We start from the raw sequence: 26,859 nt of genomic DNA on the forward strand, positions 1-26,859 counted from the left end.
GGTATCTCCGTTTTGGACCAAACACCAATGAGCCAAAATTACCTTATTTCTTAAGGCATTCCGGAAACCCCTGAGATAAATTCAGGAGGTTTTTGAAAGTGTGTAACTTTATCTAAACAGACTTGAGAATTACGGCTTCTAGGGGCAATAGAGAACCTTCGGTAGCGTTGGATTTTTTCGAAGGTGAACAGCACTCAATGCTGGAAATTTGGAGGCTGTGATTTTGGATCAATGATTTGTCGAACGTAGCTTCGGTTTCCGACATGTTCACAAGGATTGTCCAGGACCGGCTTTCGCAAGTTCTTTTGTATGCAAAAATTTGAGTGTGCTCAGGAATCAAGGCTTCGAAACGTCCGTTCATAAGAGACGGATTTTCAGCTCGCAATTGGATAAGTTTCTTGTACCAATTCAATACAGACAAACTGTCGTTAGTTTCGCTTTCCACATTGATGCTAGTGTAGTTTTCATTGACGGGAAGCCATGGCTTGCCTGTGGTAAAACCTGCGTTTGCGCTTGAGTCCCATTGCATGGGGGTGCGGGCGTTGTCGCGGCTGAAAAGGTGGACGAATTCCAGTGCCTGCGTCGGGCTGAAACCTTCTTCCAATGCAAACTTGTACTGAGCCTTGGAATTGACTTCGTTGTACGTGTCGATGGAATCCCATTTCACGTTGGTCATTCCCAGTTCCTGGCCTTGATAGAGGAACGGGGTTCCTCGCAAAGTGAACATCAATGTGCCCATGGCTTTGGCTGCCAGCACTGGGTCTGCGTCTGGGGAGAAGTAGTTGTTGATGCAGCGGGGCTTGTCGTGGTTCTCAAAGAATACGGGATACCAGCCGTTGGTGGCGGTGGCCTTCTGACTTGCGATTAGGGCTTTCTTGAAGTCCATGATTCCGAAGGGCCCCGGCTTGCACCAAAGTTCTACGTCGTGCAAATGACTGAATTCAAACAACATATCGAAGGCGCCGTTTTCTCCTACCCAGTACTTTAGATCATCGGGCCCCACACCGTTGGCTTCCGCTACGGTGAATACGTTCTTGCCGTCGGTAACGTTCTTCTTGAACTCGTAAAGAAAATCCAAAATGCCTGGCGTGTTAACAGTCATGGTGTGGACGCTGACAAGACCGTCTCCCGCGTCCGGTTCGCCATCCCCAAAATCCTGTGGTTTCTTGATGTAGGGGATGGCGTCAATCCTGAACCCGCCAACGCCCTTCTTGATCCAGAAGTTGGCGATGTCGTAAAGGGCCCGACGAACCTCGGCACATTCCCAGTTTAAGTCCGGCTGAGCGGTCGCAAAGGTGTGCATGTAGTACTGGCCTCGCTCTTCGCACCATTCCCACACCGAGCCTCCGAAAATTCCACGCCAGTTGTTGGGCGGACACCTGCGCAGTTCGCCGGTAGCTTCATCTTTCACAAAGCGGGGGTCGCGCCAAATGTACCAGTCGCTTTTTGGATTTGTTTGACTGGATCTAGATTCTAAAAACCACTTGCATTGGTCGGAGGTATGGTTGAATACCAGGTCCATCACGATCTTGATACTGTGGCGGTCCGCCTCCCGGATCAGGTTGTCCATGTGGTCCATGGTGCCGAAAATAGGGTTGATGTCGTAAAAGTCGGACACGTCGTAGCCGTTATCCACCATGGGGGAGGCGTACACCGGGGTGAGCCACAGGGCGCCCACCCCCAAGGACTCCAGGTAGGGTAGTCGGCTTGCGATTCCGTTCAAGTCGCCGATGCCGTCGCCGTTGGAATCCTGGAAACTGCTGGGGTAGATTTCGTAGGCGATGGTCTTCTTCCACCAGTCCGCGCGATTCTTGTCTGCGCAGCCCTTGCCCGATTCCTTGAAATTTGTCCGATTTTCACACATAGTGACCTAAATCTATGAACATTATGGACCTATATTGACTCAAAAACGGGTTTTTACTAAATTTGAGCCACTTTGAGATTCGATATTGCACAAACACTGACTGAACCCGAAGACCGCCAGGTGGTCTGGTCCCATGCCGATGCCCCTGAAATCTTCGACGAACTGCACCTAAAGGGCGATCTGGTAGCTCAGGTGCTGGTTAGCCCCGAAGGCGACAACAAGTGGCTTGTGACTGGTACGATCTCCGGCGTGCAAACGCTGACCTGCTCCCGCACCTTGGAGCCGTTTGACCGACCCTTCTCCACTGAAATCGTGGTCGAAGTTGAACGTACTCAGGTGCAAAAACAGGAACTGGACGACGAAGACGTCGACGTCTACGCGTTCAAGATCCCCCAGGGGCAGTACTTCGTTGACGTTTCCGAGTGCGTTCGTGAGCTAATTATACTGCAAGAACCGCAGGCACCCGTGAAAAATCCCGACGAAGATTTTATCTTTGTAACAAACAACAAGCCAGAAGAGGAAGCCGATGGCGAAAAGCCCTTGGATCCCCGCTGGGAAAAACTCAAAGCTCTTAAGAGCAAAATGGAAAACAGGAGTTAAAAATGGCAGTACCTAAAAGAAAAACTTCCACCGCTCGTCGTGACAAGCGTCGTACCCACTGGAAGATGGAAGTGCCCGCTATGGCTACTTGCGATCATTGCGGTTCCGTGAAGCGCCCGCACCGCGTGTGCCCGGTTTGCGGTTTCTACAATGGTGTCGAAGTTATCGACATGAAGGCCGAAGCCTAATTTTTAGTGTATATTAAGGTAAGCTCTGGTGCGCCCGGAGCTTACCTTTTTTTCTCTAAGGGACCTTTTATAAGGGTCAAAAGTTTTTTGATGTATAAGGAAGTCTACCATGATTAAAGTAGCTTTGGATGCCCTGGGTGGCGATTTCGCTCCCGACGTAGTGATTGATGGCGCCATTAATGCTGCCAACAAGGATGCTGATTTGCACATTGTTTTGTGCGGACCTGAGGCCGAGGTCAAGGCTGGTCTTGAAAAGCGTGGCTATACCGGTCACGGCATTTCCGTGGTAGATGCACCGGATCCGGTGGCTATGGACGAACATCCTGTCATGGTTCTCAAGAAGAAGCCCCACTCTGGCCTGGTGACCTGCGTTGCCCTCCAGAAGATGGGCAAGGTAGACGCATCCGTCAGTGCTGGTAACTCCGGCGCCATGATGGCTAGCTGCCTTATGCTTCTTGGCAAGACCACCGAAAAGTTTGGCCGTCCGCCTATCGGCTGCGTGATCCCCACCGCCGAAAAGCCCATCGTCCTTGTTGATGCTGGCGCTAACGTAGACGAACGCGCTTCTGTACTCGTAGACTTCGCTATTGCAGGTTCTGCATTTGCCGAAACCTACTTCGGTCGCGAAAAGCCGAAGGTCGGTCTCGTGAACATGGGCGAAGAAGAACACAAGGGCCCCGCAGTTTGCCAGGAAGCCTACCAGCTCCTGAAGAACGCTCCCGTGAACTTCATCGGCAACATCGAAGGTGAAGATCTGATCATGGGCAAGGCCGACGTGGCTGTTACCTCTGGCTTTACAGGTAACGTAATCCTCAAGATGATCGAAGGCTTCTACGAAATGCATCACAAGATGTTCGGCAACATTGATTCCGAAGCTGGACGCAAGTTCGACAATATGTGGGACTACCGCATGACTGGTGGCGCTCTGCTCCTCGGCCTCAATGGTACTGGCATTATCGCTCACGGTCGTTCCGATGCTCTCGCAATCGAAAAGGCTGTTGAAGTTGCTGCCAAGTACGCTCGTCTTGGCGTGGCTAAGAACGTGAACGCACGTCTTGCCGAAATCAAGGACGAAGAAGCTCCCGCTCAGGCTTAATCCGCGGATTGTCATCCCGGGCTCCGACCCGGGATCTCATAAAAAAGACAGGTTTAAATGAAAACCTGTCTTTTTTATATTTGATAGTAGTAATTGTCTTGAATGAGGATGCTGAAATGAAGAATGTTTTTCATATGATCTGTATTCTGCTGGCAATAGTTAACTGTGCCTGGGCGAATGTTTGGACTGGTTCTACGAGCGAACCTCAAGAAATAAAAACGATTGATGGTAGGGAATTTTATGTCATTACCAATGCAGAAGAATTGGCGTGGTTTGCGGCCAAGGTGAATGGCGGCGATGTTGATGTCAGCGCGATTCTCGGCAACGACATTTTTTTGCTTCAGATGAAGCTAGCACGAGTGCTGTTGCATGGACCCCGATAGGGGTGGATGAAAACCATCAGTTCTCGGGTACCTTGGATGGTGCGGGTTTTACCATTTATGGACTTTATGTGGGAAAACATCAATATGCAGGACTCATTGGGGCTTTAGCTGAAACAGGTGTTGTAAGGAACTTGAAACTTGCTAGTGGTTCCAATGAAGGTACGAAATATGCTGGGGGAGTTGTGGCTTTGAGTTATGGTACTATTCAAAACACAACGAATTTTAGTTCTGTTTCCGCTACAGGAACCCTAGTTTATGCGGGGGGCATCGTTGGCTATAACGAAGGAAATATCCTTGATTGCGATAATGAAGGAAAAGTATCCACTACTTATGAAAGTGAGAAGGCTGGAAAATACTATGGTTATTCTGGTGGTATGACTGGTTACAGTACAGGTTTTGTAACGGGATGTTTGAATAAAGCTGCTGTTTCTGCCTATATCCGTATATACAATTCTTACTCCGCTTATGCATATGTTTATGCGGGAGGCATTGCCGCTTATAGTACGGGCTCTGTCGTCAAGAGCATGAATAGTGGATCGACTTCTGCGAAATTCGGAGCGTCTTATTCCTATTCTCCTGATGCCTATGCTGGCGGAATCGTGGGATATAATACAGGAATTCTCTCCACTTGCGTCAATAGCGGGGTTATTGAATCCAATGGAAGTACGTACTCTACTCAAGGTTATGATCATGAATATGCTGGAGGTATTGCTGGTTCTAGTGTAAGTGTAGTTTCTGATTGCTTTAATAAGGGAAAGACTAGTTCGTCGGGGTATTATCACTATGCTGCAGGGGTACTTCCGAAGGGAAAAGCGGCAAACTCGTTTGATGTAGTCTCTTTAAAGTACTGGATTAAAGAATCTGAAATTCAGGGGACGGAGAGCTTGATGAAAAGTGCTCAGTTTGCTTGGCTTCTTAACACATCGAACGGAAGTACTGATAATAGTGGTATTTGGAGTTGGAACAATGAATTCCCCTATTTAGCAGATGAATCTAATAGACCTATTTACAGGGTGACATTCAATGATGGTATCGTTGATTCTTATGTGTATAGTTCCTATATGGGGACCACTCCGAAGCCTGAGGATGCTGAACCTGAAGCTGGAGAAAAATTTGTTGCGTGGATAGATAAAGATGGAAAGGTGTTCCGTTCTCGTGATATTGTGTCTGAAGATCGTGCCTTTTATGCCGTATTTATTGATGAGGAGGCTTCTGCCTATATAATCACCATTAAAGACGGAGATAATACTTACTCGATTTTAACAGATGAAGAAGGAAAATTGACTTCGTTGCCTGAACATGGTTTAGTTCCTGAAGGAATGGAATTTGATGGTTGGTTCACGTCCGACAAGAAAAAAGTTGATGAATCAACAATTTTCAATTCTTCGACAACGATTACTGCGGTATATACTCGCTTAAAGTATACGATTACATTCCTTGATTTTGATGATAGGGTGGTTCTTGAAGATCGCTTTGAGTTGGGCTCTACCCCTGTTGCTGAATCTCCAGAACGGTCTTCAACGAGTTCCTATTCTTACACCTTCAAGGAATGGACTCCTCAAATTGTTGCTGTTGACGGTCCTGCTACTTATGTTGCGGTCTATGATTCAACAAAAATAATATGGTTGTCCGTAAATATAGACGGAAAGGAAAGCTCTGTTGTCGATGGTGAAGAAATTTTACTGCCTTCGGCATCGGAACGAGACGGCTATGTCTTTGTTGGATGGTATGATGCGGAGGGAAACAAATTAGGGGATGAAGGTGATAAGATCGTAGTTAACACGGACTTAGTCATAGAAGCCAAATACGAAAAGATAAACGACAGTTCGTCTAGTTCCAAAACGGAACCTACTAGTTCTTCATCAATGCCTATGGAGTCGAGTTCCAGTCAAACGGAAAAGGTTATTACTGTTGTAAATAACCCAAAATTTAATGTAAACGTCGAAGGTCACGTATTGCATGTTTCTGGAATTCATGAAAATTCTCTTGTTGCTGTTATGGATCTGCAAGGACGGGTTGTAAGAACGGGATATGCTGATGGTGCAAATTTTGATGTGGTACTTCCGGTTTCTGGTTCGTATATGATTCGCATAAGCAATTATACCCGACTTGTGCATGTTAGATAAGGTCTGTTCAAAAACAGGACGTAAGCCCTAGGACACCTTTTTATATCATTGAATTTGGGCCGGACCCTCCTGTTTGTGGTATGAATTTTGTAATTTTGTGATGTAAATTACAACTCGTTGTTTAACTCAAGGAAAAACGATGTCCAAGACTATTCTTCTTTTCCCTGGCCAGGGCGCACAGTACGTCGGTATGGGCCAGACCCTCGCTTCTACTTTTGAACCTGCAAAGAAGATCATGCAGGAAGCTGACGAAATCCTCGGCTTCTCCCTGTCCAAGCTCATGGCAGAAGGTCCGGAAGAAGTTCTCAAGAGCACCGACAATACTCAGCCGGCTCTCTTCACCGTGTCCGCAATGGTCATGGAACTCCTGAAGTCCGAAGGTTTTGAATTTGACTACGTTGCGGGTCACTCCCTGGGTGAATACTCTGCAATCTACGCTGCCGGCGGCTTCAGCTTTGCTGACGGTCTCCGCCTGGTCCGCACCCGCGGCGAACTCATGGCTTCTGCCGGTTCCAAGAACCCGGGTGCCATGGCCGCTATCATGGGTCAGGAAGAAGCTAAGATTTTGGAACTCTGCGAAGCCGTGAAGGATGCTGGCGTCGTGGTTCCTGCAAACATCAACTGCCCGGGCCAGATCGTCGTGTCTGGTGCTCAGGAAGGCGTTGCCAAGCTCTGCGAAAACTGCGGTGCTGCTGGCATCAAGGCCATTCCTCTGGCAGTGTCCGGCGCTTTCCACTCTCCGCTGATGCAGTTCGCTCAGCCGGGTCTCGCAGAAGCTATCGCAAAGACCACTTTCAACGATGTGGCTAAGCCGGTTATCGCTAACGTTATCGCAGAACCTGTCACCTCCGGCAAGGAAATTGCAGACCTCTTGGTCCGCCAGCTGGTATCCCCGGTCCGTTGGAACGACTGTATGAACAAGGCCATCTCCCTCGGTGTTGACCAGGGTGTTGAAGTGGGTTCCGGCAAGGTCCTCATGGGCCTCATGCGCAAGATCAGCCGCGACGTGAAGGTCACCCCCGTCGAAACCATCGAAGCATTTGCTGCATTAAAAGGTTAATAGGCTCGAGGCACGAGGTCGGTCGCAAGGCTCCCTCCGAGCTAAATGAACGCGGCTTTGCCGCAAAAAGTAGAATTAGAACTCTAGGCCCAGAACCTCAACCCTGGAACCTGGAGCCTCGAACCTCATAGGAGAAATATATGGGTAAACTTACTGGTAAGAAGGCAATCGTTACTGGCGCATCCCGCGGTATCGGTCTCGCCATTGCAACCGAACTGGCACGTGAAGGTGCCGATGTTGCCATCCTTTCCACTTCCGTGAAGGAAGACTTGGCAGCCAAGTTGAGCACCGAACTGGGTGTGCAGGTCAAGAGCTATGCTTGCGACGTGGGCAACTCCGAAACTGTGCAGAACGTGTTCAAGCAGATCATCACTGACATGGGCACTGTAGATATTCTCGTGAACAACGCTGGCATTACCCGCGATGGTCTCCTGATGCGTATGAAGGACGAAGACTTCGACGCCGTCATCCAGACCAACCTCCGTTCCGTATTCCTTTGCACCCGCGCCGTGGCTCGCACCATGATGGGCAAGCGCGCAGGCCGCATCGTCAACATCACCAGCATCAACGCTATCCGCGGTCAGGCTGGTCAGGCCAACTATGCCGGTGCTAAGGCTGGCGTTATCGGTATGACCAAGTCCAACGCCATGGAATTTGCTTCCCGCGGCATTACCGTGAACGCTGTTGCTCCGGGTTTCATTGGCACCGACATGACTGCTAAGATGGACGACGCTACCAAGGAAAAGTACGCTGCTTCTATCCCCCTGCAGCGCATTGGTAACCCCGAAGACGTGGCCAAGGCAGTGGCATTTTTGGCATCTGACGACGCTTCCTACATTACCGGACAGGTATTGGGCGTTGACGGGGGCTTGAACGCTTAACGATTTTTTACTAAATTAAACACAAACACTTAATCCAAAAATGGAGACTAAAATGAACGAAGAAATTTTTAAGAAGGTTGTCGACGTTATCGTTGCCAAGCTCGAAGTTAAGGCTGAAGATGTGAAGCCGGAATCCGAATTCGGTAACGACCTCGGTGCTGACTCCCTCGACCGCGTCGAACTCGTCATGGCTCTCGAAGACGAATTCGAAGTCGAAATCCTCGACAGCGATGCAGAAAAGTTCCAGAAGGTTTCTGACGTCGTCGCTTTCATCGAATCCAAGAAGGCATAATTAATCAATATGTGTAGCGGCCGCAACATTGGTCGCTCCCAAAGTTGATTAACGACTTTAAAAAGTGGCCCCTGGTTAAGCCGGGGCCGCTTTTTTTATTGCCCTCACTCATGGCCGTCATCCCGGACTTGGTCCGGGATCTCCTTTTTATTAACTTTGTACAAAACCAATCTGCGGCCCAATCCGCAATCCCCAAAGGAGATAAACTTGGAAAAATCAAATCTACTTCACAAAGTCTTAAAACTCTGGTTTCGCCAGAAGTCCGGTGACGGGCTTGAGGCGAAGCTCGGGTACCAGTTCAAGGATCCGGAACTGCTGGCTCACGCTCTGGTTCACCGTTCATACCTCATGGGCAAGGACATGCCCTACGAAAGCAACAACGAGCGCCTGGAGTTCCTGGGCGATTCCGTGCTGAACATGCTGACCACGGAATACCTGTACAAGATGTTCCCCGACGATCCGGAAGGTGAACTTTCCAAGCGCAAGAGCGCCATCGTCTCGGGCCACGCATGCGCCCAGTCCTCCGAAGCCTGGAACTTGAGCGAATATGTCAAGGTAGGGAAGGCCGAAGCCAACATGGGTGGCCGTGGCATGGAAACCATCCTAGCCGACGCCTACGAAGCTGTGCTTGGCGCGGTGTACCTGGATGGCGGGTTGGAAGACGTTCGATCCATTTTGAACAAGTTCCATTTCCCCCGCATTCCTGAAATAATCAGTGCCGCGGAATTTGTGAACCACAAGAGCGCCCTGTTGGAATATGCCCAGGGAGTTTTGCGTACGGTTCCGGAATATATTCTCATTGCAGAAGAAGGCCCGGAACACCAGAAGGTCTTTACCACCGAAGTACATGTGAATGGTAAGACCTACGCCCAAGGTTCCGGCCCCAACAAGAAGAAGGCTGAACAGGAAGCCGCCCGACTGACTCTGGAAATGCTGAAGGTGGAAGCTGCCGAAGCGGAGGCAAACAATCCTGCTGCAGATTCCAAGCCCAAGAAACAGATCCGCCATGTTGGACTGCCGTAACTTAATTTGTCATCCCGGCCTTTGAGCCGGGATCTCCTTTGAGAAGATTATGAAACTCTACAAGAACATTTTGACTATCGCGGCTGTGGCCTCTCTCGCCTTTGGCCTTTCCGCCTGTAACGAAAAGTCCGGCAAGTCCGGCGCCTCGGGAAAATCCGCCGCCCCGGTCTCCGAAGCTGATTGCCCCGTCATCCCTCAGGATCCTGAAGCTACGGGTGAGTTCGACCCGGTGGCCGGCAAGGACGCCCGCGCCTGCGGAAGTATTACCCTCTGGGGCTCCGCCATGCCCAAGTCCTTCAACATGTGGGAAGACTACAATAGCTTCTCGGCAGAACTGATGGGCATGATGTTCGAACCGCTGGTCAGCCTTCACAGCACTGAAGACCGCGAAGTCGGTATCCTTGCTGACAGCTGGACCGTTGGTGAAGATGGTAGAACTTTTACCTTCCACGTGGACCCACGCGCCAAGTGGAGCGATGGCAAGCCCATCACCGCAGAAGACGTGCAGTACTACTACGACGTAATCATGGACGAGAAGAACCTGACTCCCATTTTCAAGGTGGGCCTCTCTCGTTTCGACCGCCCGGAAATTGTGGACAGCCTTACCATCAAGATGGTGGCCAAGGAAATCCATTGGGGTAACTTCTGGGAAGCCGCGGGAATGCTCGCTTTCCCCAAGCACGCTTGGCAGGGAAAGGACTTCAACCAGATCCGCTACGAATTCCCGGTGGTCTCAGGTCCCTACATCATTAAGACTTTCCGCGAAGACCGCTATGTGGAACTTGCCCGTCGCGCTGACTGGTGGGGTTTCAAGAAGAACTGGAACCGCGGTAAGTACAACTTCCAGAAGATCCGCTATCGCTTCATGAACGACCAGACCAAGGCTCTGGAAGCTTTCAAGAAGCAGGACTTCAACGCCTACGCCATCTACACCAGCAGCATTTGGATGAAACAGACCGACTTCGATGCTGTGCAGAAGGGCTGGGCTGTAAAGCAGCGTATTTTCAACAAGGAACCTATTGGTTTCCAGGGCATGGCCATCAACTTGCGTAAGCCCGAATATCAGGATGTTCGCGTTCGTCGTGCATTGAACTTTATGCTGAACCGTGAAGCTATGAACGAAAAGTACATGTACGGTCAGTATTTCTTGCTGAACAGCTACTATCCGGATTTGTGGAACAACAACCAGAATCCTACCGCTACTTTGTACAAGTTCAATCCGGACAGCGCCCGCGCCCTCTTTGCAGAAGCGGGTTACAAGGTGAATGCGCAAGGTGTTCTTGAAAAGGACGGAAAGCAGTTCTCCATCAATTTCATTACCAGCAGCGAAGACCTCCGTCACTTGACTCTCTTCCAGGAAGACCTGAAGAAGATTGGTGTGGTGGCTACCATCGAACAGATGTCCCACAGCACCTTGCGCAAGCGTCTGGACGATGCCGACTTTGACCTCTACTGGGTGAACTGGGGCGCGGGCCGACTCCGTGATCCCGAAGCTAGCTGGCATTCTTCTACTGCAATGCAGAAGGGTACCAACAACCTGAGCGGTCTGCAGGACTCTGTGGTGGATAGCCTTATCAACTTGCAGAAGACGGAATTCGACCTGGCCAAGCGTAACGAAATCCTGAAGGCTCTGGATAACCGTCTTGCAGAAATCGTTCCCTACGTTTTGATGTGGCAGTGCGATCACCACCGCATCCTCTACTGGAACCGTTACGGCATGCCGGAAAAGGTGCTGGACAACTTCAACCGCGAAGATGCCATCCCCGTTTACTGGTGGGTGGATCCGGTTAAGTCCGCCGCCCTCGACAAAGCTATGAAGGCTGGCGAATCCATGCCTGTGCCCGCTTACGATGTTAAATGATGCAAGGGGTTTGCGATAGATAAGGAAAAAGGCACCACCATAGTGGCGCCTTTTCTGCTGCTTAATATGTTGATTCCGTTTAGAAGCTAAACTGGACGCTTGCGTTAACGTGGCCGGAGAAGGAATTCTCGTGTTTAAATTTTCCGAAGCCTGCAGTGAAATTTCCGACCAGGCTAACGTTCTTGTTAAAGATTGCTTCAAGGCCGAGCCATGCGGCTCCACTGAATTTGGCGATTTCGTAATCGTCTGATTCTTCCAGAGCCCAATTTCTTGCGATACTGGCGCCAGCCAACAGATTCAGCCTGTTGTCAATAAGATTGAAGCCGACTTCGCCCAAAGCCATTAACTCGGCCATATCGTAATCAATATAGCCTTTTGCTGCTACACCGAATTTCGAGATGATGTTGGGGTTTTCGTAAACCTTTCCAAACTGTACCCCCAGCTCGGCGTTATAGTCATATTGGAAACGACTAGGTTCCCAAATGGGAAGGCCGACTTCGGCAAACACAGACAACATCGGAATGACTTGGTAGCGGGCTTCAAGTACAGGGACGCTTAGCAACACTTCCATTTCGGCATCGGGGTCGAACAGGCCTCCGGCTTTGTAAAGACTTACGCCCAGACCTTCAATGGAAAGTTCCAGGGATTTGTTGAATATATACCGGAAGCTTACACCGTAGTGACTGTCGTGGCTTTCTTTTGCGGGCATGTTGGAAAACTCTCTGAAAAGTTTCATGCCGGTGCTTACTTTGACGCTTCCGTTCACATCCTGGGGCACAGGGTAAAGATCCCATTGGGCGAAACTTGCAGAAGCAACAAGTGCTAAGGTTGCGATAATTTTCTTGAACATATCAATCCTCCTAACAGATTTGCCACAAAATACAAAAACTGGTTATAAAAAACAAAAAAGCGCAACTTTTTTGAAGTTGCGCCTTAAAAATGCCGTTCAGTGGCGTTTTTCTTTAGAAATTGAGAGCTGCGCCCAGGTAGATGCCCCAGGCGTTACCGTCCATCATGAGATACCAATAATCGTAGTAATCGTTGTAATGGTCGTGGCCTCTGTAACGTTCGTGACGATAGGTGAGCTGCATCTTGGCGGAGATGTTCTTGGTGATGTCGAAGGAGCCGCCGAACCACAAGTTGAATTGGGTGGAACCATTGTCATCATAGCCATAATCGTGGCCATGGTAGTCGTCCCATTCACTTTCAAATATACGGAGCTTGAACTGGAAACCGGCGTAGGGGGTGAGGCCGATTCCCGGAATGGTATAGCCAGCTTCGAAACCCATATGGGCTTCCAGACCGCGATCAAAGTGGTCATGTTCAAATGCCCAAAGCAAACCTGCTTCGGAGCCAATCTTGAATCCCGGAACCTTGGTGTCGGCAGAGAATTGAGCACCCAGGTAGAAGGAAAATTCATTTCTGGAAGGGGGGTGTGTTACATCGCCGTGGTCGTCCCATTCGGTTCTACCGGTGGGGAGGTTCAAGTCCAGGAAGGCGGTAATCATGGGGGCCACTTCAAATCGGCCACCAATGGTAAGGTCGCGGACGCCATCACCACCGTTGATGCACTTGTAGCAGTCACGTTCGTTCCAGAACTGATAGCCCCAGCCTTGTAAGGAAAGTTCAAATTTCTTCATAAAGAAGACTCGGACGCCCATTTCCAGACCCATTTGTGACCAGTCATGGTCCTTGTCATAGTAGAAACCGGCTTCTACAGATCCGATGCCTTCCCTGGGGATGGGGTAATAATCCCAGGTTGCGAAGCTTGCTGTGACGAAAAATGCCAGCAACAAGGCGATTTTCTTGAACATCCAAAACTCCTTGAGAATGTTTGAGATTTTGCCTTTAATTTAATAATCCGCGACCATTTTTCAATTCATTTTATCTTTACAAAAACGGGCCTGATTTTGCCGCGGTTTGTTCATAACAAAAAAGCCGTCGCTATTAGCGACGACTTTTTAAAATTTTTAGCTAGACTAAGCTATTAGAACAGCCAAATGGAAGCACCCAGAGCGAACTGGAGGTTCTTCATAGCAGGTGCTTCGCCCTTGCTGAAGGTGTAGCCGGCGATAGATGCCTTGTCGGTGAAGATGTCGGTGAGGCCCATGTTGACGCGGAAGTCAATATCCACAGAGGAGATGATGTTGGTGCCAACGCCGAAGGAAAGGCCGAATTCGAAGGTGCTCAGTTCGTCGCCATCATAGTCGTGAGAACCGCTCTTCTTGGTAATGCCTTCGGTCCATTCTTCGCTGGTGGACAGGTTGAAGTTGAAAGACGGACCAGCTTCGATGTAGATGAGGCCGAGGAGTTCGCAACGGATCATGACGGGGATGTCCAAGGACCATTCAGTCATGGATCTGTCCTTGAAAGTCAAGAAATCTTCCTTGTTGGTGTTGCGCATGTCAATCATGACTTCCGGGGTAATGGAAATCGGAGAATCCTTGAAAGCAAGCTTTGCTGCGATACCGGCGTTAAAACCGAAACCTGTGGTAACCTTTTCAGCATCGTCACCCCACATGGTGGTCATGTTGCCGCCAACACGGGGGCCGAATTCGATTGCAGAAGCGGCAGAAACGAGAACAGCAGCTGCCAAAAGGATCTTCTTGAACATTGTTATACTCCTTGAAAAAATTTGATTGTAACACAAATATAATACTCCAGCTTGGAATAAGCAATCCGTTGTAAAACAATGTTGTGATATAGTTCACTTTTTTGGATAAAAGAAAACTCTTACACGGCCTTGCTCGAAATTTACTTCGTTTGTTCAAAGTCACAAGTTGCCCTTTTTTGAGCAAAATCACGTTAAAAATCCCTTAAAAGTGAATATCTTTAATATGTAAAAAATTGGAAATTTAGAGGTTCTTATGATTACACGACAGCTTTTTGTTAAAATGGCTATGCTGCTCAGTTGCGGCATGGCCTTTGCTGCCCCAGGAACTAAATTTTTCACCTTGACCGAAGAAAAAGTTACTTCGCAGGCAAGACCTGGTACTGTAGCAAAAGTAACGGGCTACAACTTGTATTTGCGTCAGGCGGATACTGGGTGCGAAGCTGGTCGCTTGTTTGAAGAAGGAACTTGCCTTGGCTCTGTGGCCAATACCCCCGAGAACTTGTTCAAGTTGCTGGATGAACAGTGGGTTAACCATAAGGGCGATCCCGGTACCGAAGTTCCGTCCTTGACCTTTATGACCGATATCGACTTGCTTGAATTCTCTGCTAAAACTGCTGTAGGCAAGTGCGAGGTCAACCACGTTGCTTGGCCTGTGCCGACCGGCGCCGTGATTAACGGTAACAACAAAACTGTCAAGAATCTTTGTTTTGTTTCCGATAAGCCGATGACCAATGCCATGGGTCTTTTTGAACTTGTGGATGGAACAAATGTTTCCAACCTGAAGATCGACAATGTCCGTATGTCGGTTGGTGGCAGTAACGATGGCGCCGACTACTATCCTATGGGTGCATTTGCTGGCATCACCAATATGACTACGGTCCAGAACGTTACCGTAAGTAACGTAGATATCCAGGGTCCCGTCGCAGGTGGTATTGTTGGTCTTCTCAAGACTTCTACCTTGAAGAGCATCAATAACCATAAAAACATTTCAGTTACAAACAATGTTACTATTACCAAAGGCTATGCAGGGTCCAAGACTTTTGAAAGCTTTTCCCTTAGTAGAGATTCCGTTTCCTCTCACGATGCTTTTGTGGGCGGTCTTGTTGGCGTAATCCTCCGTGCTGAAAATGCCGGCGACCCTTCTTTGGATGACGTGTTTGCAACTGTTACTGTAAAGGATTTGGCCAAGGGCCATAAGTCTGCAGTGGGCGGTATTGCTGGTGTGTACAAAACTGTGGGTGAAACGATTTCTGGCATTGGCATCGGCAGAAAAATTGTCCCTGCTACCTGTGGCTGGGGTGGCTACTGCACTCCTGCCTCGGTTTCGGATGCAACGGAAGCTTCTGAAATTTCTGGTGGTAGCTCCATGGGCGGTCTTTTTGGTGCTGTGGTGGTTTATAACAATTATGAATACAGTACGGATGATGCTAACAAGTTCCACCTTACAATGAAAAATTGCGCATTCAAGGGCTCTATTTCTGATGCTTCTGTTTATGCCTCCGAAGATGCCGGTCGTGTGATGGCTGTTGGTGGCATCGTTGGCTGGGATTCTCTTCAGACAAATGATATGTCCTTGTCTATCGAAGAAAGCAATGCTGAAGCAACCATTCAGGACTCTGTAGAAACTGCTGGTAACTATTACTACTATGCAGGTGGTATTACAGGTTATGGTGATGATCGCCTTTGCAACAATGGTGTAAAGGATGCTTCTGCTGCAATGTCTTTTTCTAATAATACCGCTTCGGGCTCTATCAATATTAAGGCTTCTAGCTCCGATATTGAAGGCCTGCATGTACAGACTTTTGTTGGTGGCGTTGTTGGCACAGCTTGCTTGTCTCAAAGTGCAAAGAATTTTGTAGGTAACACCTCTTCTGTTGACATTGCTTTGGATATTAAGACCGTTGCTGACGAAAATCTGGTTACGAATGGCGCAAACGTTTATGACACCCTTATTGTAGGTGGCCTTGCAGGATTTGTTGCGACAGGCTTAACAACGACCTTGCAGGTTTCCAAGGATGTCTTTAAGGGCTCCATTTCCGTGGAAGATAATTTAAATACAACCATGATTGGCGGTATCATTGGTGGTACTTTGCAGCGTGGAGTGAATACTCAAGGTAATGGACATAAGATTGATTTTGCCAGTATGAAGGTTGAAAAACTGAATGAAAAGTTCGTTGACTACAAAATGAATTCTGCGACCAAGCCCTATTCTGCATTGCAAATTTCTAGAGTGGGCGGTATTTGCGGCTTCTGTAGTGAACTTGAGAAAATGGATCTTATCAGCGTGATGGGTTCCATCGAAGTGTCTGGCAATTCTGCTGGAGATTCCTTGCTTGTGGGTGGCCTTGCGGGATCCCTTTATGCATCGGAAGCAACATTGGCTTTCATTACTAGAAGCTTTGTAAATGGCGACATTGCAGTTTCCGCTAATGCTGCAAATAAAAAAGTCGGCTTTATGATTGGTTCTGCAGTCTTTAACAAGGGTTGCGCTCTTACATCTAACTACCATTATGGTGAAAATGATGCTGATGTGACCATGCCGGCAGGCGCTCTTTATAGAGGCGGCGAACTTGCTGAAACATGGATGTCCAGTATCAATGTGTCTTACACAGTACGAAATGGTGCTGCTGAAAATTTGGATGAAATTCAATTCAATGGAACCAAACTTGCCGCAAATATGAAGGTGGATGAATTCACCAAGTTCCTCAAGGCTCCGTATGCCAATATCCAGAATCAGGGTTGGGTTCGTTTGGATGGCAAGAATAACGATTTGCCTTATGTGGAAGGTGATGCCTCTGGTTGTGACGCTGGATCATTCCTGGTGAATTACTTCGACAAGGATTTGTCCCTTACCAAGCATGAATGTGTGCCGACAGGTAAAACCATCCAAAAGTTTACTACCGAAGATGTGGCTTATCCGGATAGTATGCATTGTACTGGTTGGAGAGTCCTTGATGCAAATAAGGATACCGTTGATTTTGACTTGAAAACACCTATTGACGCAGAAGTAAATCTTTACGCAAAGTATGAACTCAATACCTATACGGTGACCTTTACAAAGGGTGGTTCTGCCGTTGGTTCCCCGAAGGTTGTTGCTCATGGTGAAAGTGTCGAATTTCCGACGGTTTCTGGTGGTGCATGGGATTCCCTGGGCTACAATTTTGTTGGCTGGAACGACTCTGTTAGCGTTCTGCGTGTAATCAAGAACTTGGATATCGGTGCCGTCTATGATCCTAAGGTTACCTATTACACTTACTTGAATGCTGATACTACTGTCTTTAAGCAGGAATCTTATACCTATCCTGCAAAGCGCGAGGTTATTCCTGATGGCCCTGAGATGGTTGATGGTACTGGTGTTTACGAATTCAAGTTCTTGGAATGGATTAGCGTTGAATCCGAAGAATATGTCGGTAACGTTTATCAGGCTCTTTATGACACTTCCAAGGCTGTTTACACCATTGTGTTCAAGGATAAGGAAGGCAACGTTTATGGCGATACTTTGCGATTGGAATACGGTGAAAAGATTGAATATCCCAATGCGCAAAAGCCTGGTAAGGAACTTGTCGGATGGTTGCCGGAACCTGAATTCGTAACCAAGAGCGAAGAAATCATTGCTTTCTTTGTGGATGTTAAGAGCTCCAGCAGCGTTGAAGCCGAAAGCAGTTCCAGCAGCGTTGTTCCGGAAAGTTCTTCCAGCAGTTCTTCTGAATCTGTGCTTGTGAAGAAGGAAATGATTACCGACACAAATACTGTCCATCAGGAATCCTATTCCAAGGCTGTCAAACTGGAATTCTCCATCAAGGATGCCGACCCGAAGCATAATACCGATGTTGCTTTGATCGTGCGCAGAGAAGGTTCCGAAGACTCCATTGCAAAGGCTATGACATTTGATGGTATCGCAAGCATCGATACTGCTTGGGAATTGACGGTTTCTGCCGCAGGTAATTATACTGCTGATCTCGTCATTGCCAATGGCGCTTTCGTCGATTCAGTCAAGTTCTCCTTCGTTGTCGAAGACCGAATTACCGTGACCCAGAATAGCTGGAACATGGTTGCCATGTCTGCAATCAAGTCCCAGAAGCAGGAATGGGGTAAGGGTGGCGCCTTCTTCTGGTGGGATGAATCCAATCCGGTGGGTGATTACTGGCAGTACAAGGCTTATGCAGGTGAATCTGCAGAAGATACCAAGGGCTTCTGGTACGGTACCACCGCAGGAACTCCTTTGGTAATTGAAGGTGTTGCCAATTGCAAGGACTCCATGATTGTTTGGGGCTTGAAGAATGTCTACAGCGGTTGGAATCTGGTTGCAAATCCCTGTGGCTGGAGTGTCGACCTGTCTAAGGGCGAAAACGACAGTGGTGAAAAGGTTGTCTTCTGGCAGTGGAATGCTGCAAAGAGCGACTATGATTCTGTCAAGGTGATTGGTCCCTACAGTGCTGTATGGGTCAATGTGAAGAAGGCTACCACCTGGCGCATGCCTTCCGCTCCCAGCTTTAATGTTGTAACAAAGAAGATGAGCGCTGAAGATAAGTTCAAGTCTCTCCGCAAGTCTGCACTGCGCAAGGCTTCCTCCAAGAATTGGTCCGTGTTGGCAGTGCTCAGCGACAATAACGGAAAGACTGACTCCTGGAATATCCTTGGTGCTGGTGAAACTTCTGAAACCACTCTGGAACCGCCTTCCGGCATGGGTGACCGCGTCAACCTTTATGTAAAGGATGGCAAGGAAGCCTTGGCAAAGTCTGTGAAGGCTGTGGCCGACGAATACGAATGGACTTTGAATGTGAACGCAAGCACCAATCGCGAAGGCAAGATTTCCTTTGAAGGTGTTGACGAACTTCAGGCTGCTGGCCTCCACCTCTATGTTACCGTGGATGGCGTTACCTCCGAAGTCAAGCCGGGCGAATCTGTGAAGGTGGCTCTCACCAAGTCCTACAAGCAGGTGAATGTCCGCGTGGCTTCCGCCCCGAAGGCTATTGCCGTGGCAAGCCAGATCAATGGTTTCCGTGCGGTCAAGGCTGCCGATGGTCTCCAGATGCAGTTCGAAACCACTGGAGACTTGGCTGGTGCTGCTTCCCGCTATGCTCTGGTTGATGTGAAGGGCAAGGTGATTGCTTCTGGCAACTTCTCTGCAAGCGCTGGCAACAATTCCATCACCGTCGCCGCTCCGAAGGCCGGCATGTACTTCGTTCAGCTGAAGGTTGGCTCCCAGATGAGTTCCGCCAAGGTCCTGGTGAAGTAAATAGAAACTAGACTCCTCAAGATGAAGGCTCCCGCGAGAAATCGCGGGGGCCTTCTTTGTATGAAAAATTCACTCCAAATTAACGTTTTTTGGACGTAAATTCCTTCAACAATCGGCCATGTAAACGAAAATCAATACTTTAAAATTTTCTTACAATTATCTAAATTCGTTATGTTTGGATGCCCTTTTTGAGGGACGTTGTGCCGTGTATGGCGAAGGTTTTAAGGGAGAATCTTATGAAAAAGATCTCGTATGTTGCTTTTTTGTTGTTGACGCTGGTTGCGTCTGTTTTTGCTGCAGAAGGTGAAAAATTCCATTACCAATGCTATAACAAAGGCTTGTTCAAGGAGGGGGACAGTCCTGTCGCCGCACCAGATGTTGGTAGGTATTGCTATGTGAACTATGGCAAGGCCATGGCTGATTCTGCGGTTCAGAGTAAGGATGATCTTGCGGAAAATGGTTCAACTACCAATTGGAATGATGTAGTTAATGTAATCCAAACGTATCCAAATGGGGTCTCCCTCAATTCGCTCCATTTGATTTTGCTGTCTGATTTGAAATTTCCAGGCTATAACGATATTACAAAGAGTTGCTTTGATAATGCTTCTTCGATAACTTTGACCGAAAAGGATTTTACACAAACAGCTTTTGTTTTTGATGGGAAAAAACACGTTATCAAGAACTATTGTCAACAAGGACGTCACGAAGTTGGCTTTTTTGGAACATTGTTGACTAAGCATAATGAACTTAATGACGTGACTTTTGAAAATGCCTATATAGAAATGACGGATGATAACACGGCTTCAACACTTAATAAAGTGGCGGTTTTTGTAGATAGTGTTGGCCCAGGCTCTCTAACGGGTATCTCCATAAAAAATTCAAAAATCGTGGTCAACAATAATTCTGGAAAAAATTCTGAGATTTTTCTGGGAGCGATAGGAGCTCGTGTTGGGAATGTTCAAATTCAACAGGATACGGTGGAAAATGTTTCCATAACTGGATCGGTTGGTACTTTAGGATCAGGTTCTTTCTATGTTGGCGGCCTTGTTGGAACTGCTGATTTTATAGGGGATGAAGGACGAGGAACCTTTACTGCAAATAGGGCGTCTGTGCAAATTGATTTGCCGGAAGTAGCTGATGTTGATGTTGGTGGCTTGGCTGGTTTTGTGAGAGTGGGCGGTGGTTCCTATCATTATATTCAAAGGAATTATGTCTCTCCTCATACTTCGATTAATGGGGGAAATGCAGATTCTTTGTTTATTATAAAGTTGTCACAAAAAGAAATGCGTCGAGTGAATGCCGGTGGCCTGGTTGGAAGACTGTACGCTGTCTCTTCGTTTGTTGATTGCTCTGTTGAAAACAACAGCGTTGTTGGACGCTTGTCTGTGGCTGCTACAAAAATAACGAGCGATGATTCTCCTTTGGAATCAGGGGCTGTGGGTGGCCTTTTTGGGTATGTTTTTTTGGGTGATCGAACGCTCACGATTATTTATAATAAAATCATTGGGGATGTGGATGTTAACGATATGTTCGTAGGAACTGGTTCTTACTACTGTGGCTATGTAGCAGGTGTTGTGGAAGAAAGTTTGGGGTCAAATGCGAAGAATCGTTTGCTTTTGAATTACCATTATGGTTTTGCTGATCAAAATGTTGATAAGTATGTGAAGTTCTGGGGCGTGTTTGGTGCTGATGGTCCTAAAGAAATTGATTCTTCAATCCGTAATGAAATCCGCTATAATTACCGTAATGCTATAGGAAAAGGAAACGATGTTAAGCTTGCTGCCAACGGTTCCTTGAATTATGAAGGTACGGTATACGGCCCAACCGCAACGTATGACAATCCAATTCTGAGTGAAGAGGACATGAAGTCACGCTTGTTTGCCTACGTGTTGATTGAGAATGGAAAAGCCATTTCTGTGGCTAGCGGAAACCCCCACCCCTCCTGGGAGGTTGATTCTACCAATGGGGGCTTGCCGTATATAACAGACAAGCAATCTGTGTATATGGTGGCAATTGATATTTCGAAATTTTCAAACTTTACGGTTTCGCCTGTTGAAAATGATCTGTATGACAAATTCAAGAATTTGAAAAAATTTTACGACTCAAAAAGAGATCGTACACAATATCGTTATGTGGCACTGACTGATATTAATGGCCGACTGCCCAAAGACTTTGTTGACGCCTATGAAAAGGACGTGAAAAATAACGGGTATGCGTTGAATTATGATAATCGTGCAGCGACTCTTTCCCCTTATAAAGTGTACGAATTAAAAAATAGGTCGGGTTATCATGAGTATGAAGTTGTTGAAGAGATTCCTTTTAATATTGAATATGGAATTTTAGGATTGGATCCTAACGGAGGTCTCCATATTGATAAGTTTGAGGATGAAACCTATTTTGTCTATTCTCCAGCCAAGGTTGAAAAAGCTGGTGCTTATGATGTGACAAAGATTATTCCTAGAATATTTGATACGAGTGATAATAATGCAGAATGGTTTGTTAGTGCTTATGAACTACGCTGTGTAAATGAGGAGGGTCTCGATGTCCGTAAAGAAGGGGATGATGTAGATATTAATCATTGGAGCTTGTCTAGAATTTTAAACGAAATTGTTTCAGCAGGCGACGTGTATAAGACATGCGCAAATACTCCGACATTACGTTTGGGATATGAAAAGCTGAGTACAGGTGTTGCGAAGACTATTGCTGTTTCTCCAAACGAATGGTCCTTGGATACTCCCGTTGAAATTTACGGATACAAAAAGGGCCAATTGGAAAGGCTTGACAGTACCTCTGTTGGTCCAGATCCTGTTTATGTTCCTTGGACTTCCCAGTATAAAATTGATTTGATGAGCCGTGGCTATGAGCATGTCAAGCCAATGGAGGTGGATGTCTGGTATTTTGATCAATATTTTTATGCCAGTGCAGAAATGTTGTTGGATTGCTTGAAGGATCACCCCTTGAAACTAGATGGTTGTTTTGAACAGACAGAATATGAGCATAAATACTATGATTCTGCTTCCGCTTATTTGGGCTCTCCTGATGAGATTAGTGCGGCCATCGAAACTTATCCTGCTGTTCGTTGGAGAGTTCCATTGGACTCCTCCAAAAAAATATCCTTGGATAGTTTGACTGCAGGCTTGTTTAGAAATGTAAATACTGACTTAAGTAACGTTTTGATCAAGATTGTTCCGAGACCCAATGTTATTCCGGAAATCTACAGCATCGCCTTTATGCTAGATGATACTACCGGTGTACTCAGAGAGTATCCGTTTTATCATTCGCAAACAGGCGAGGTGTATGCCTGGGGTGATACCGTTGATTATTGCATTGATGGGGATCTATGCATGCGAGATTATCCGCATGACATCTATCGCAATGACGGGTGTGTTGTGGGGTGGACTTCCGAGAACATGAAAATGAATGACTCAACCTTGAAATTCGGCTTGGGGGGCGATTTCCAGTTTGAGCTTCTTAGTGAAGCCTTGGAACCTGGTGCGTCGACGCTGTATCCCCTCTGGGCTCCCGCAGCGTATTGCGCCGAAGAAAAGCTTTCTGAAGAAGATAACGTCAAGTGGTCTGGAGCTAATGTTGAAGGAACCTTTACCCGGACTGTAATGAATGTTTTGGGTGGTGAAGTGATAATCCTGGACATTGATAAAAGAGCTGAGATTCTTGATACAACAATTCGTTATTTGGGAAAGAGCAAGTCAATGCTTCTTCCGCTAAATGATCCTGTGGAAATTGCAATTACTCGCAAACGAATTCTGCAATTTGAAGCCAAGGCTGGGTTCAAGGCTCCGGAATACATGACGCTTAGTTATGATAGTTCCCGCGTGTCAGATTTTTCGAATCTTGATGTTGATTTCACTTCGATTCATGTGAAGGACGGGGATTCCTTGCCGTCTGATTTAAGATGGAGTGTGCTAGAGGGTGTTTTTGAAATGGTGGATACTTCATCTCTTGCATTTGTTGACACCGCAGTGATTTCTTCTGGATATGCGGCTCGCTTGAAGGTTTCTACAACCAAGTTTGCTGCAGGTCGTGATGCAACGTTGAAGATTTCCTTTACGGATAATCTTGGCAATGAACTTAAATTCCCGAAGGCTATTGACACCGCAATTGTTGAAACGCCCTTTGTCTTGGATACTACGTTCATTCTTCGCCCTGGCAGCTATGTTGTTCGTGGAGAATTACGAGATGCATGGGATTCCGTGGCAACCTTTACATCTCATGTCGTAGTTTCCTCCGAAATCCCTGCCGGTAAGGATAAGTGGATTATGGTTAATCTTAAGGCTGTTGACATGAAGAGCGTGGGCAAGGACGATGACCAGATTTTCTACTGGTGGAATGACAACGCCGACGTTGGGGAATTCTGGCGATACATCCGCTTTATTCCGGGTGAAGACTTAGCTGCAAATAGAGGTTATTGGTATAGCTCTCTGGAAGGTCGCTCTCTGAAAATCAATACATCCTATGTAGATAGTGTCTACGATGTGGTCTGGAACTTGGTCAATGGCTACGATGGCTGGAACCTTGTAAGCAATCCCCACAGCTGGGATATCGCGGTCCCAGATTCTTTGGATATGTCCTGCTGGGATGAAAGTGTTTCTAATTACGACGATTGTCATAATGTACTGCGTGGATTCAGGGCTGCCTGGGTTCATGTGGAAAAGTCCAACAAGGTAAAGTTGAAGGGCGAGCCTGTCTTTACTTCGGGTGTAGCCGGCTTCAAGAAGCGCGCCTTGGCGAAGGCCAAGAATGCGGAAAACTGGACCATCAGTGCTGTTCTTGCAGATAATCGTGGCCATCAGGATTTCTGGAACGTGTTGGGTATGGGCGAGGAGCTTGAAGGCTATGAACCTCCTGCCGGCATGGGCGACCAGGTGAATTTCTCCATCAAGAATGGCAAGAAGTTCCTGGCTAAGTCCGTGAAGGCCGCTCCCGCATCTTCCAAGGATGCTGCTGATCTGGAATGGGACGTGGTGCTGAGCGCCTCTTCTGATCGCAAGGGCAAGCTTTCATTCGATGGTCTGGATGGTATTGCCGGCTTTGGATATCATCTGTACGTGACTATGGATGGCAAGACTTCTGAATTAATGGCCGGTGATACGCTTCCTGTGGCCCTTAAGGCGGCAGGGACCACTGCCAAGGTTCGCGTCACCAAGGAAAAGCTGTATTTCAAGACCTCCGTGGATGGCCTCCGTATGGCACAGTCCGGAAACAAGTTGAATGTGAGCTTTACCGCTACCGAAAATCTGGCTGGTACCCGCGTGGTGGTGGATGTGCTGGGTATGGATGGCAAGGTGATTTCCTCCATCGCCGACAAGGCTGCGGCCGGAACCAACGCCGTAACTCTGGATGCCCCCAAGCCAGGCCTCTATATGCTCCGTGTCCGAGTGGCAAGTCAACAGGCTAGCCGCAAGATTTTGGTGAAATAAATCTCGAAATTTGCTGAAAATTGCGTTTTTTGGTTGAAATTTGGGAAAAGCCCTCTTTTGCGGGGGCTTTTTTTAATTACGAATTATGAATTATGAGGTACGAGAGTCCGCGAACGATGATAGACAACCGATAATAAATTCTTATAGATTAATAACAAAAAGTGATTAGTTGCCGGAAAATGATTGTTTTGGGCTATTTATTGCTTTTGATTATCAATCATCTGTTTTCAATTATCAATCATAAATAAAAACATTGCCATGGGTACCCTTTTATTCTAAATTTGGCGTCACTATGACAAAGGCTAAATTCATCAAATTCGTTATCGCATCGATTCTCGCAATCGTTGCTCTCTACTTGCCGTACGAATCCCTCGGTTTCGACGCTGCAAGTCCCATGGGCGTTCTGAATCCGCTGGAAATCCGCGTCATTGGCGTGTTCGTCATGGCTGCTCTCTTCTGGATTCTCCAACCGTTCCCGATTTGGTCCACCTCCATGTTGGTGATCGTTCTCATGATCATCACCATGTCTGACTCCGCCCTCTCTCCGTTCCGCGTTGACGGTGTTACCATGATTAGCCACAAGTCTGTGATGGCTACTTTTGCTAACCCGATCATCATGCTGTTCCTGGGTGGCTTCTTCCTGGCTGCTGCAGCAACCAAGTACAAGCTGGACTTGAACTTGGCTCGCGTGCTCCTGAAGCCCTTCGGCAAGAACCCGAAGTTCGTGCTTCTCGGCCTCATGCTCATCACCGCAGTGTTCTCCATGTTCATGAGCAACACCGCTACCGCTGCTATGATGCTCGCTATCTTGGCTCCGGTGCTCAAGCTCTTCGACGAAGACGACCGCGGTAAAGCTGCATTCGCTCTCGCTATTCCTCTTGGTGCAAACATCGGTGGTATGGGTACCCCGATCGGCACTCCTCCTAACGCTATCGCTCTTGGTGCTTTGAACGACGCTATCGCTCGTGGCGACCTGGCTGCAAATCCGGTTTCCTTCGGTCAGTGGATGGCTTTCGGTGTTCCGTACGTTATCATCCTTATGGTGATCGCATGGGTTCTCCTCATGAAGATTTACCCCATCAAGATGAAGCAGATGGTTCTGAACATTGAAGGTGCTGGCAAGTTCGATACCAGCCCCAAGGCAATCATCGTTTACATCACTTTCGTTCTCTGCGTTCTCCTGTGGGTCACCGGTAAGGGTGTTCACGGTATCAACGATAACGCTATTGCTATGATTCCTATGGCTGTGTTCGCCCTGACTGGTGTTATCACCAAGAAGGACTTGAACGAAATGAGCTGGGACGTTCTGTGGCTCGTTGCTGGTGGCTTTGCTCTCGGTGTTGGCCTCAACGCTACCGGTCTTGCCGCTCACTTGATCAAGACCATCCCGTTTGCAAGCTGGTCTCCGGTTGCTCTCATGGTCGGTTGCGGTATCATCTGCTTGTTCATGGCAAACTTCATGAGCCATACCTCTACTGCAACTCTTCTCGTTCCGATTCTTTGCGCAGTTGGCATTGCTTGCCAGGACAACCTCGTTGGCCTCGGTGGCGTTACCGCTCTCCTGGTTTCTGTCGCCTTCGCTTCTTCTCTCGGTATGTCCATGCCAATCTCCACTCCGCCTAACGCTCTCGCCCACGCTACCGGTTACACCGATACCAAGGGTATGGCAATCACTGGCGTTGTGATGGGTCTCGTCGGCCTCGTGCTCTCCTGGGGCATGATGATCCTCTTGGCAAACATCCACTTCTTTGGCACTCCGGCTCCGAAGGCTGAAGAAGCTGTTGCTGCACCTGCTGCTGTTGAAGCACCGGCTCCTGCTGCCGCTGCTGAAGCTCCGGCTGCTGTTGTTGATAGCACCGTCGCCCTCTCTGCAGACTCCGCTGCAAACGTTGTCGTTGACTCCGTTCCCGCAGTTCCGGCTGTAGAACAGGTTGCTCCGGTTGAAGCTGCCCCGGCTGCTGAAGCTAAGTAATTTTAGCGGAATAATCTGAAAAGATTGAGGACACCTCGGAAACGGGGTGTTCTTTTTTTTATAAAGAACACAAGTGCGCCGGGATGAAGTCGCGGCGCTTTCCCTAATCACAAAAGAAAAAGCCCCGCTTTCGCGAGGCTTTTTTCAGTGGTCGATACAGAACTCGAATCTGTGACCTCTACCATGTCAAGGTAGCGCTCTAACCAACTGAGCTAATCGACC

General features: G+C 47.8%; 17 protein-coding genes and 1 tRNA gene. 13 read left to right on the forward strand and 5 right to left on the reverse strand.

The window, feature by feature from the left end:
• Window positions 1–112: 112 nt before the first annotated feature.
• The gene (locus tag MJZ25_12360; protein ID MCQ2124965.1) at window positions 113–1,864 is read right to left on the reverse strand and encodes an alpha-glucosidase; all 1,752 of its coding nucleotides are present in this window, start codon (window positions 1,862–1,864) and stop codon (window positions 113–115) included.
• Between the two features lie 72 nt (window positions 1,865–1,936).
• On the opposite strand from MJZ25_12360, the gene MJZ25_12365 reads away from it, so the two are divergent.
• The 10 genes from MJZ25_12365 to MJZ25_12410 all read left to right on the forward strand — a co-directional run bounded on the left by MJZ25_12365 (window position 1,937) and on the right by MJZ25_12410 (window position 11,374).
• A complete protein-coding gene (locus MJZ25_12365) occupies window positions 1,937–2,464 on the forward strand; it encodes a DUF177 domain-containing protein (protein ID MCQ2124966.1) in 528 nt (175 codons plus the stop codon).
• Between the two features lie 2 nt (window positions 2,465–2,466).
• On the forward strand, window positions 2,467–2,652 hold the full coding sequence (rpmF, locus tag MJZ25_12370; protein MCQ2124967.1) for a 50S ribosomal protein L32: 186 nt from the start codon (window positions 2,467–2,469) through the stop codon (window positions 2,650–2,652).
• A gap of 109 nt (window positions 2,653–2,761) precedes the next feature.
• Window positions 2,762–3,748, forward strand: a complete 987-nt coding sequence (gene plsX, locus MJZ25_12375; GenBank protein ID MCQ2124968.1) for a phosphate acyltransferase PlsX — start codon at window positions 2,762–2,764, stop codon at window positions 3,746–3,748.
• A 116-nt stretch (window positions 3,749–3,864) separates the two neighbouring features.
• On the forward strand, window positions 3,865–4,131 hold the full coding sequence (locus tag MJZ25_12380; protein MCQ2124969.1) for a hypothetical protein: 267 nt from the start codon (window positions 3,865–3,867) through the stop codon (window positions 4,129–4,131).
• 2 nt (window positions 4,132–4,133) lie between these two features.
• Window positions 4,134–6,257, forward strand: coding sequence for an InlB B-repeat-containing protein (locus MJZ25_12385; GenBank protein ID MCQ2124970.1), 2,124 nt, complete (start codon window positions 4,134–4,136; stop codon window positions 6,255–6,257).
• 139 nt (window positions 6,258–6,396) lie between these two features.
• Window positions 6,397–7,317, forward strand: coding sequence for an ACP S-malonyltransferase (fabD, locus tag MJZ25_12390; protein MCQ2124971.1), 921 nt, complete (start codon window positions 6,397–6,399; stop codon window positions 7,315–7,317).
• A gap of 140 nt (window positions 7,318–7,457) precedes the next feature.
• The gene (fabG, locus tag MJZ25_12395) at window positions 7,458–8,198 is read left to right on the forward strand and encodes a 3-oxoacyl-[acyl-carrier-protein] reductase (protein ID MCQ2124972.1); all 741 of its coding nucleotides are present in this window, start codon (window positions 7,458–7,460) and stop codon (window positions 8,196–8,198) included.
• 52 nt (window positions 8,199–8,250) lie between these two features.
• Window positions 8,251–8,490 (forward strand): acyl carrier protein, encoded by a 240-nt coding sequence (gene acpP, locus MJZ25_12400; protein ID MCQ2124973.1) that lies wholly within the window; start codon window positions 8,251–8,253, stop codon window positions 8,488–8,490.
• Window positions 8,491–8,697: 207 nt separating this feature from the next.
• Entirely contained in the window at window positions 8,698–9,513 is an 816-nt protein-coding gene (gene rnc / locus MJZ25_12405; protein MCQ2124974.1) for a ribonuclease III, read from the forward strand.
• Between the two features lie 49 nt (window positions 9,514–9,562).
• Window positions 9,563–11,374 (forward strand): extracellular solute-binding protein, encoded by a 1,812-nt coding sequence (locus tag MJZ25_12410; protein MCQ2124975.1) that lies wholly within the window; start codon window positions 9,563–9,565, stop codon window positions 11,372–11,374.
• A gap of 79 nt (window positions 11,375–11,453) precedes the next feature.
• On the opposite strand, the gene MJZ25_12415 is transcribed toward MJZ25_12410, so the two are convergent.
• The 3 genes from MJZ25_12415 to MJZ25_12425 all read right to left on the reverse strand — a co-directional run bounded on the left by MJZ25_12415 (window position 11,454) and on the right by MJZ25_12425 (window position 13,988).
• Window positions 11,454–12,224 (reverse strand): hypothetical protein, encoded by a 771-nt coding sequence (locus MJZ25_12415; GenBank protein MCQ2124976.1) that lies wholly within the window; start codon window positions 12,222–12,224, stop codon window positions 11,454–11,456.
• Between the two features lie 112 nt (window positions 12,225–12,336).
• Window positions 12,337–13,188 (reverse strand): hypothetical protein, encoded by an 852-nt coding sequence (locus MJZ25_12420; GenBank protein MCQ2124977.1) that lies wholly within the window; start codon window positions 13,186–13,188, stop codon window positions 12,337–12,339.
• Window positions 13,189–13,361: 173 nt separating this feature from the next.
• Complete coding sequence (locus MJZ25_12425) at window positions 13,362–13,988, reverse strand: PorT family protein (GenBank protein ID MCQ2124978.1); 627 nt, start codon at window positions 13,986–13,988, stop codon at window positions 13,362–13,364.
• A gap of 253 nt (window positions 13,989–14,241) precedes the next feature.
• Here MJZ25_12425 and MJZ25_12430 point away from each other — a divergent pair, with 253 nt between their 5' ends.
• The 3 genes from MJZ25_12430 (at window position 14,242) to MJZ25_12440 (ending at window position 26,637) form a co-directional block, all read left to right on the forward strand.
• Window positions 14,242–19,227 carry a T9SS type A sorting domain-containing protein gene (locus MJZ25_12430; GenBank protein MCQ2124979.1) on the forward strand — a complete coding sequence of 1,662 codons (4,986 nt, stop codon included), beginning with the start codon at window positions 14,242–14,244 and terminating at the stop codon, window positions 19,225–19,227.
• A 236-nt stretch (window positions 19,228–19,463) separates the two neighbouring features.
• On the forward strand, window positions 19,464–24,665 hold the full coding sequence (locus MJZ25_12435) for a T9SS type A sorting domain-containing protein (protein ID MCQ2124980.1): 5,202 nt from the start codon (window positions 19,464–19,466) through the stop codon (window positions 24,663–24,665).
• A 292-nt stretch (window positions 24,666–24,957) separates the two neighbouring features.
• A complete protein-coding gene (locus MJZ25_12440) occupies window positions 24,958–26,637 on the forward strand; it encodes an SLC13 family permease (protein ID MCQ2124981.1) in 1,680 nt (559 codons plus the stop codon).
• 148 nt (window positions 26,638–26,785) lie between these two features.
• Here the strand turns inward: MJZ25_12440 and MJZ25_12445 are convergent.
• A tRNA-Val gene (locus MJZ25_12445) sits at window positions 26,786–26,859 on the reverse strand.

This window comes from Fibrobacter sp. (assembly GCA_024399065.1).
In the GTDB taxonomy this organism is placed as follows: domain Bacteria; phylum Fibrobacterota; class Fibrobacteria; order Fibrobacterales; family Fibrobacteraceae; genus Fibrobacter.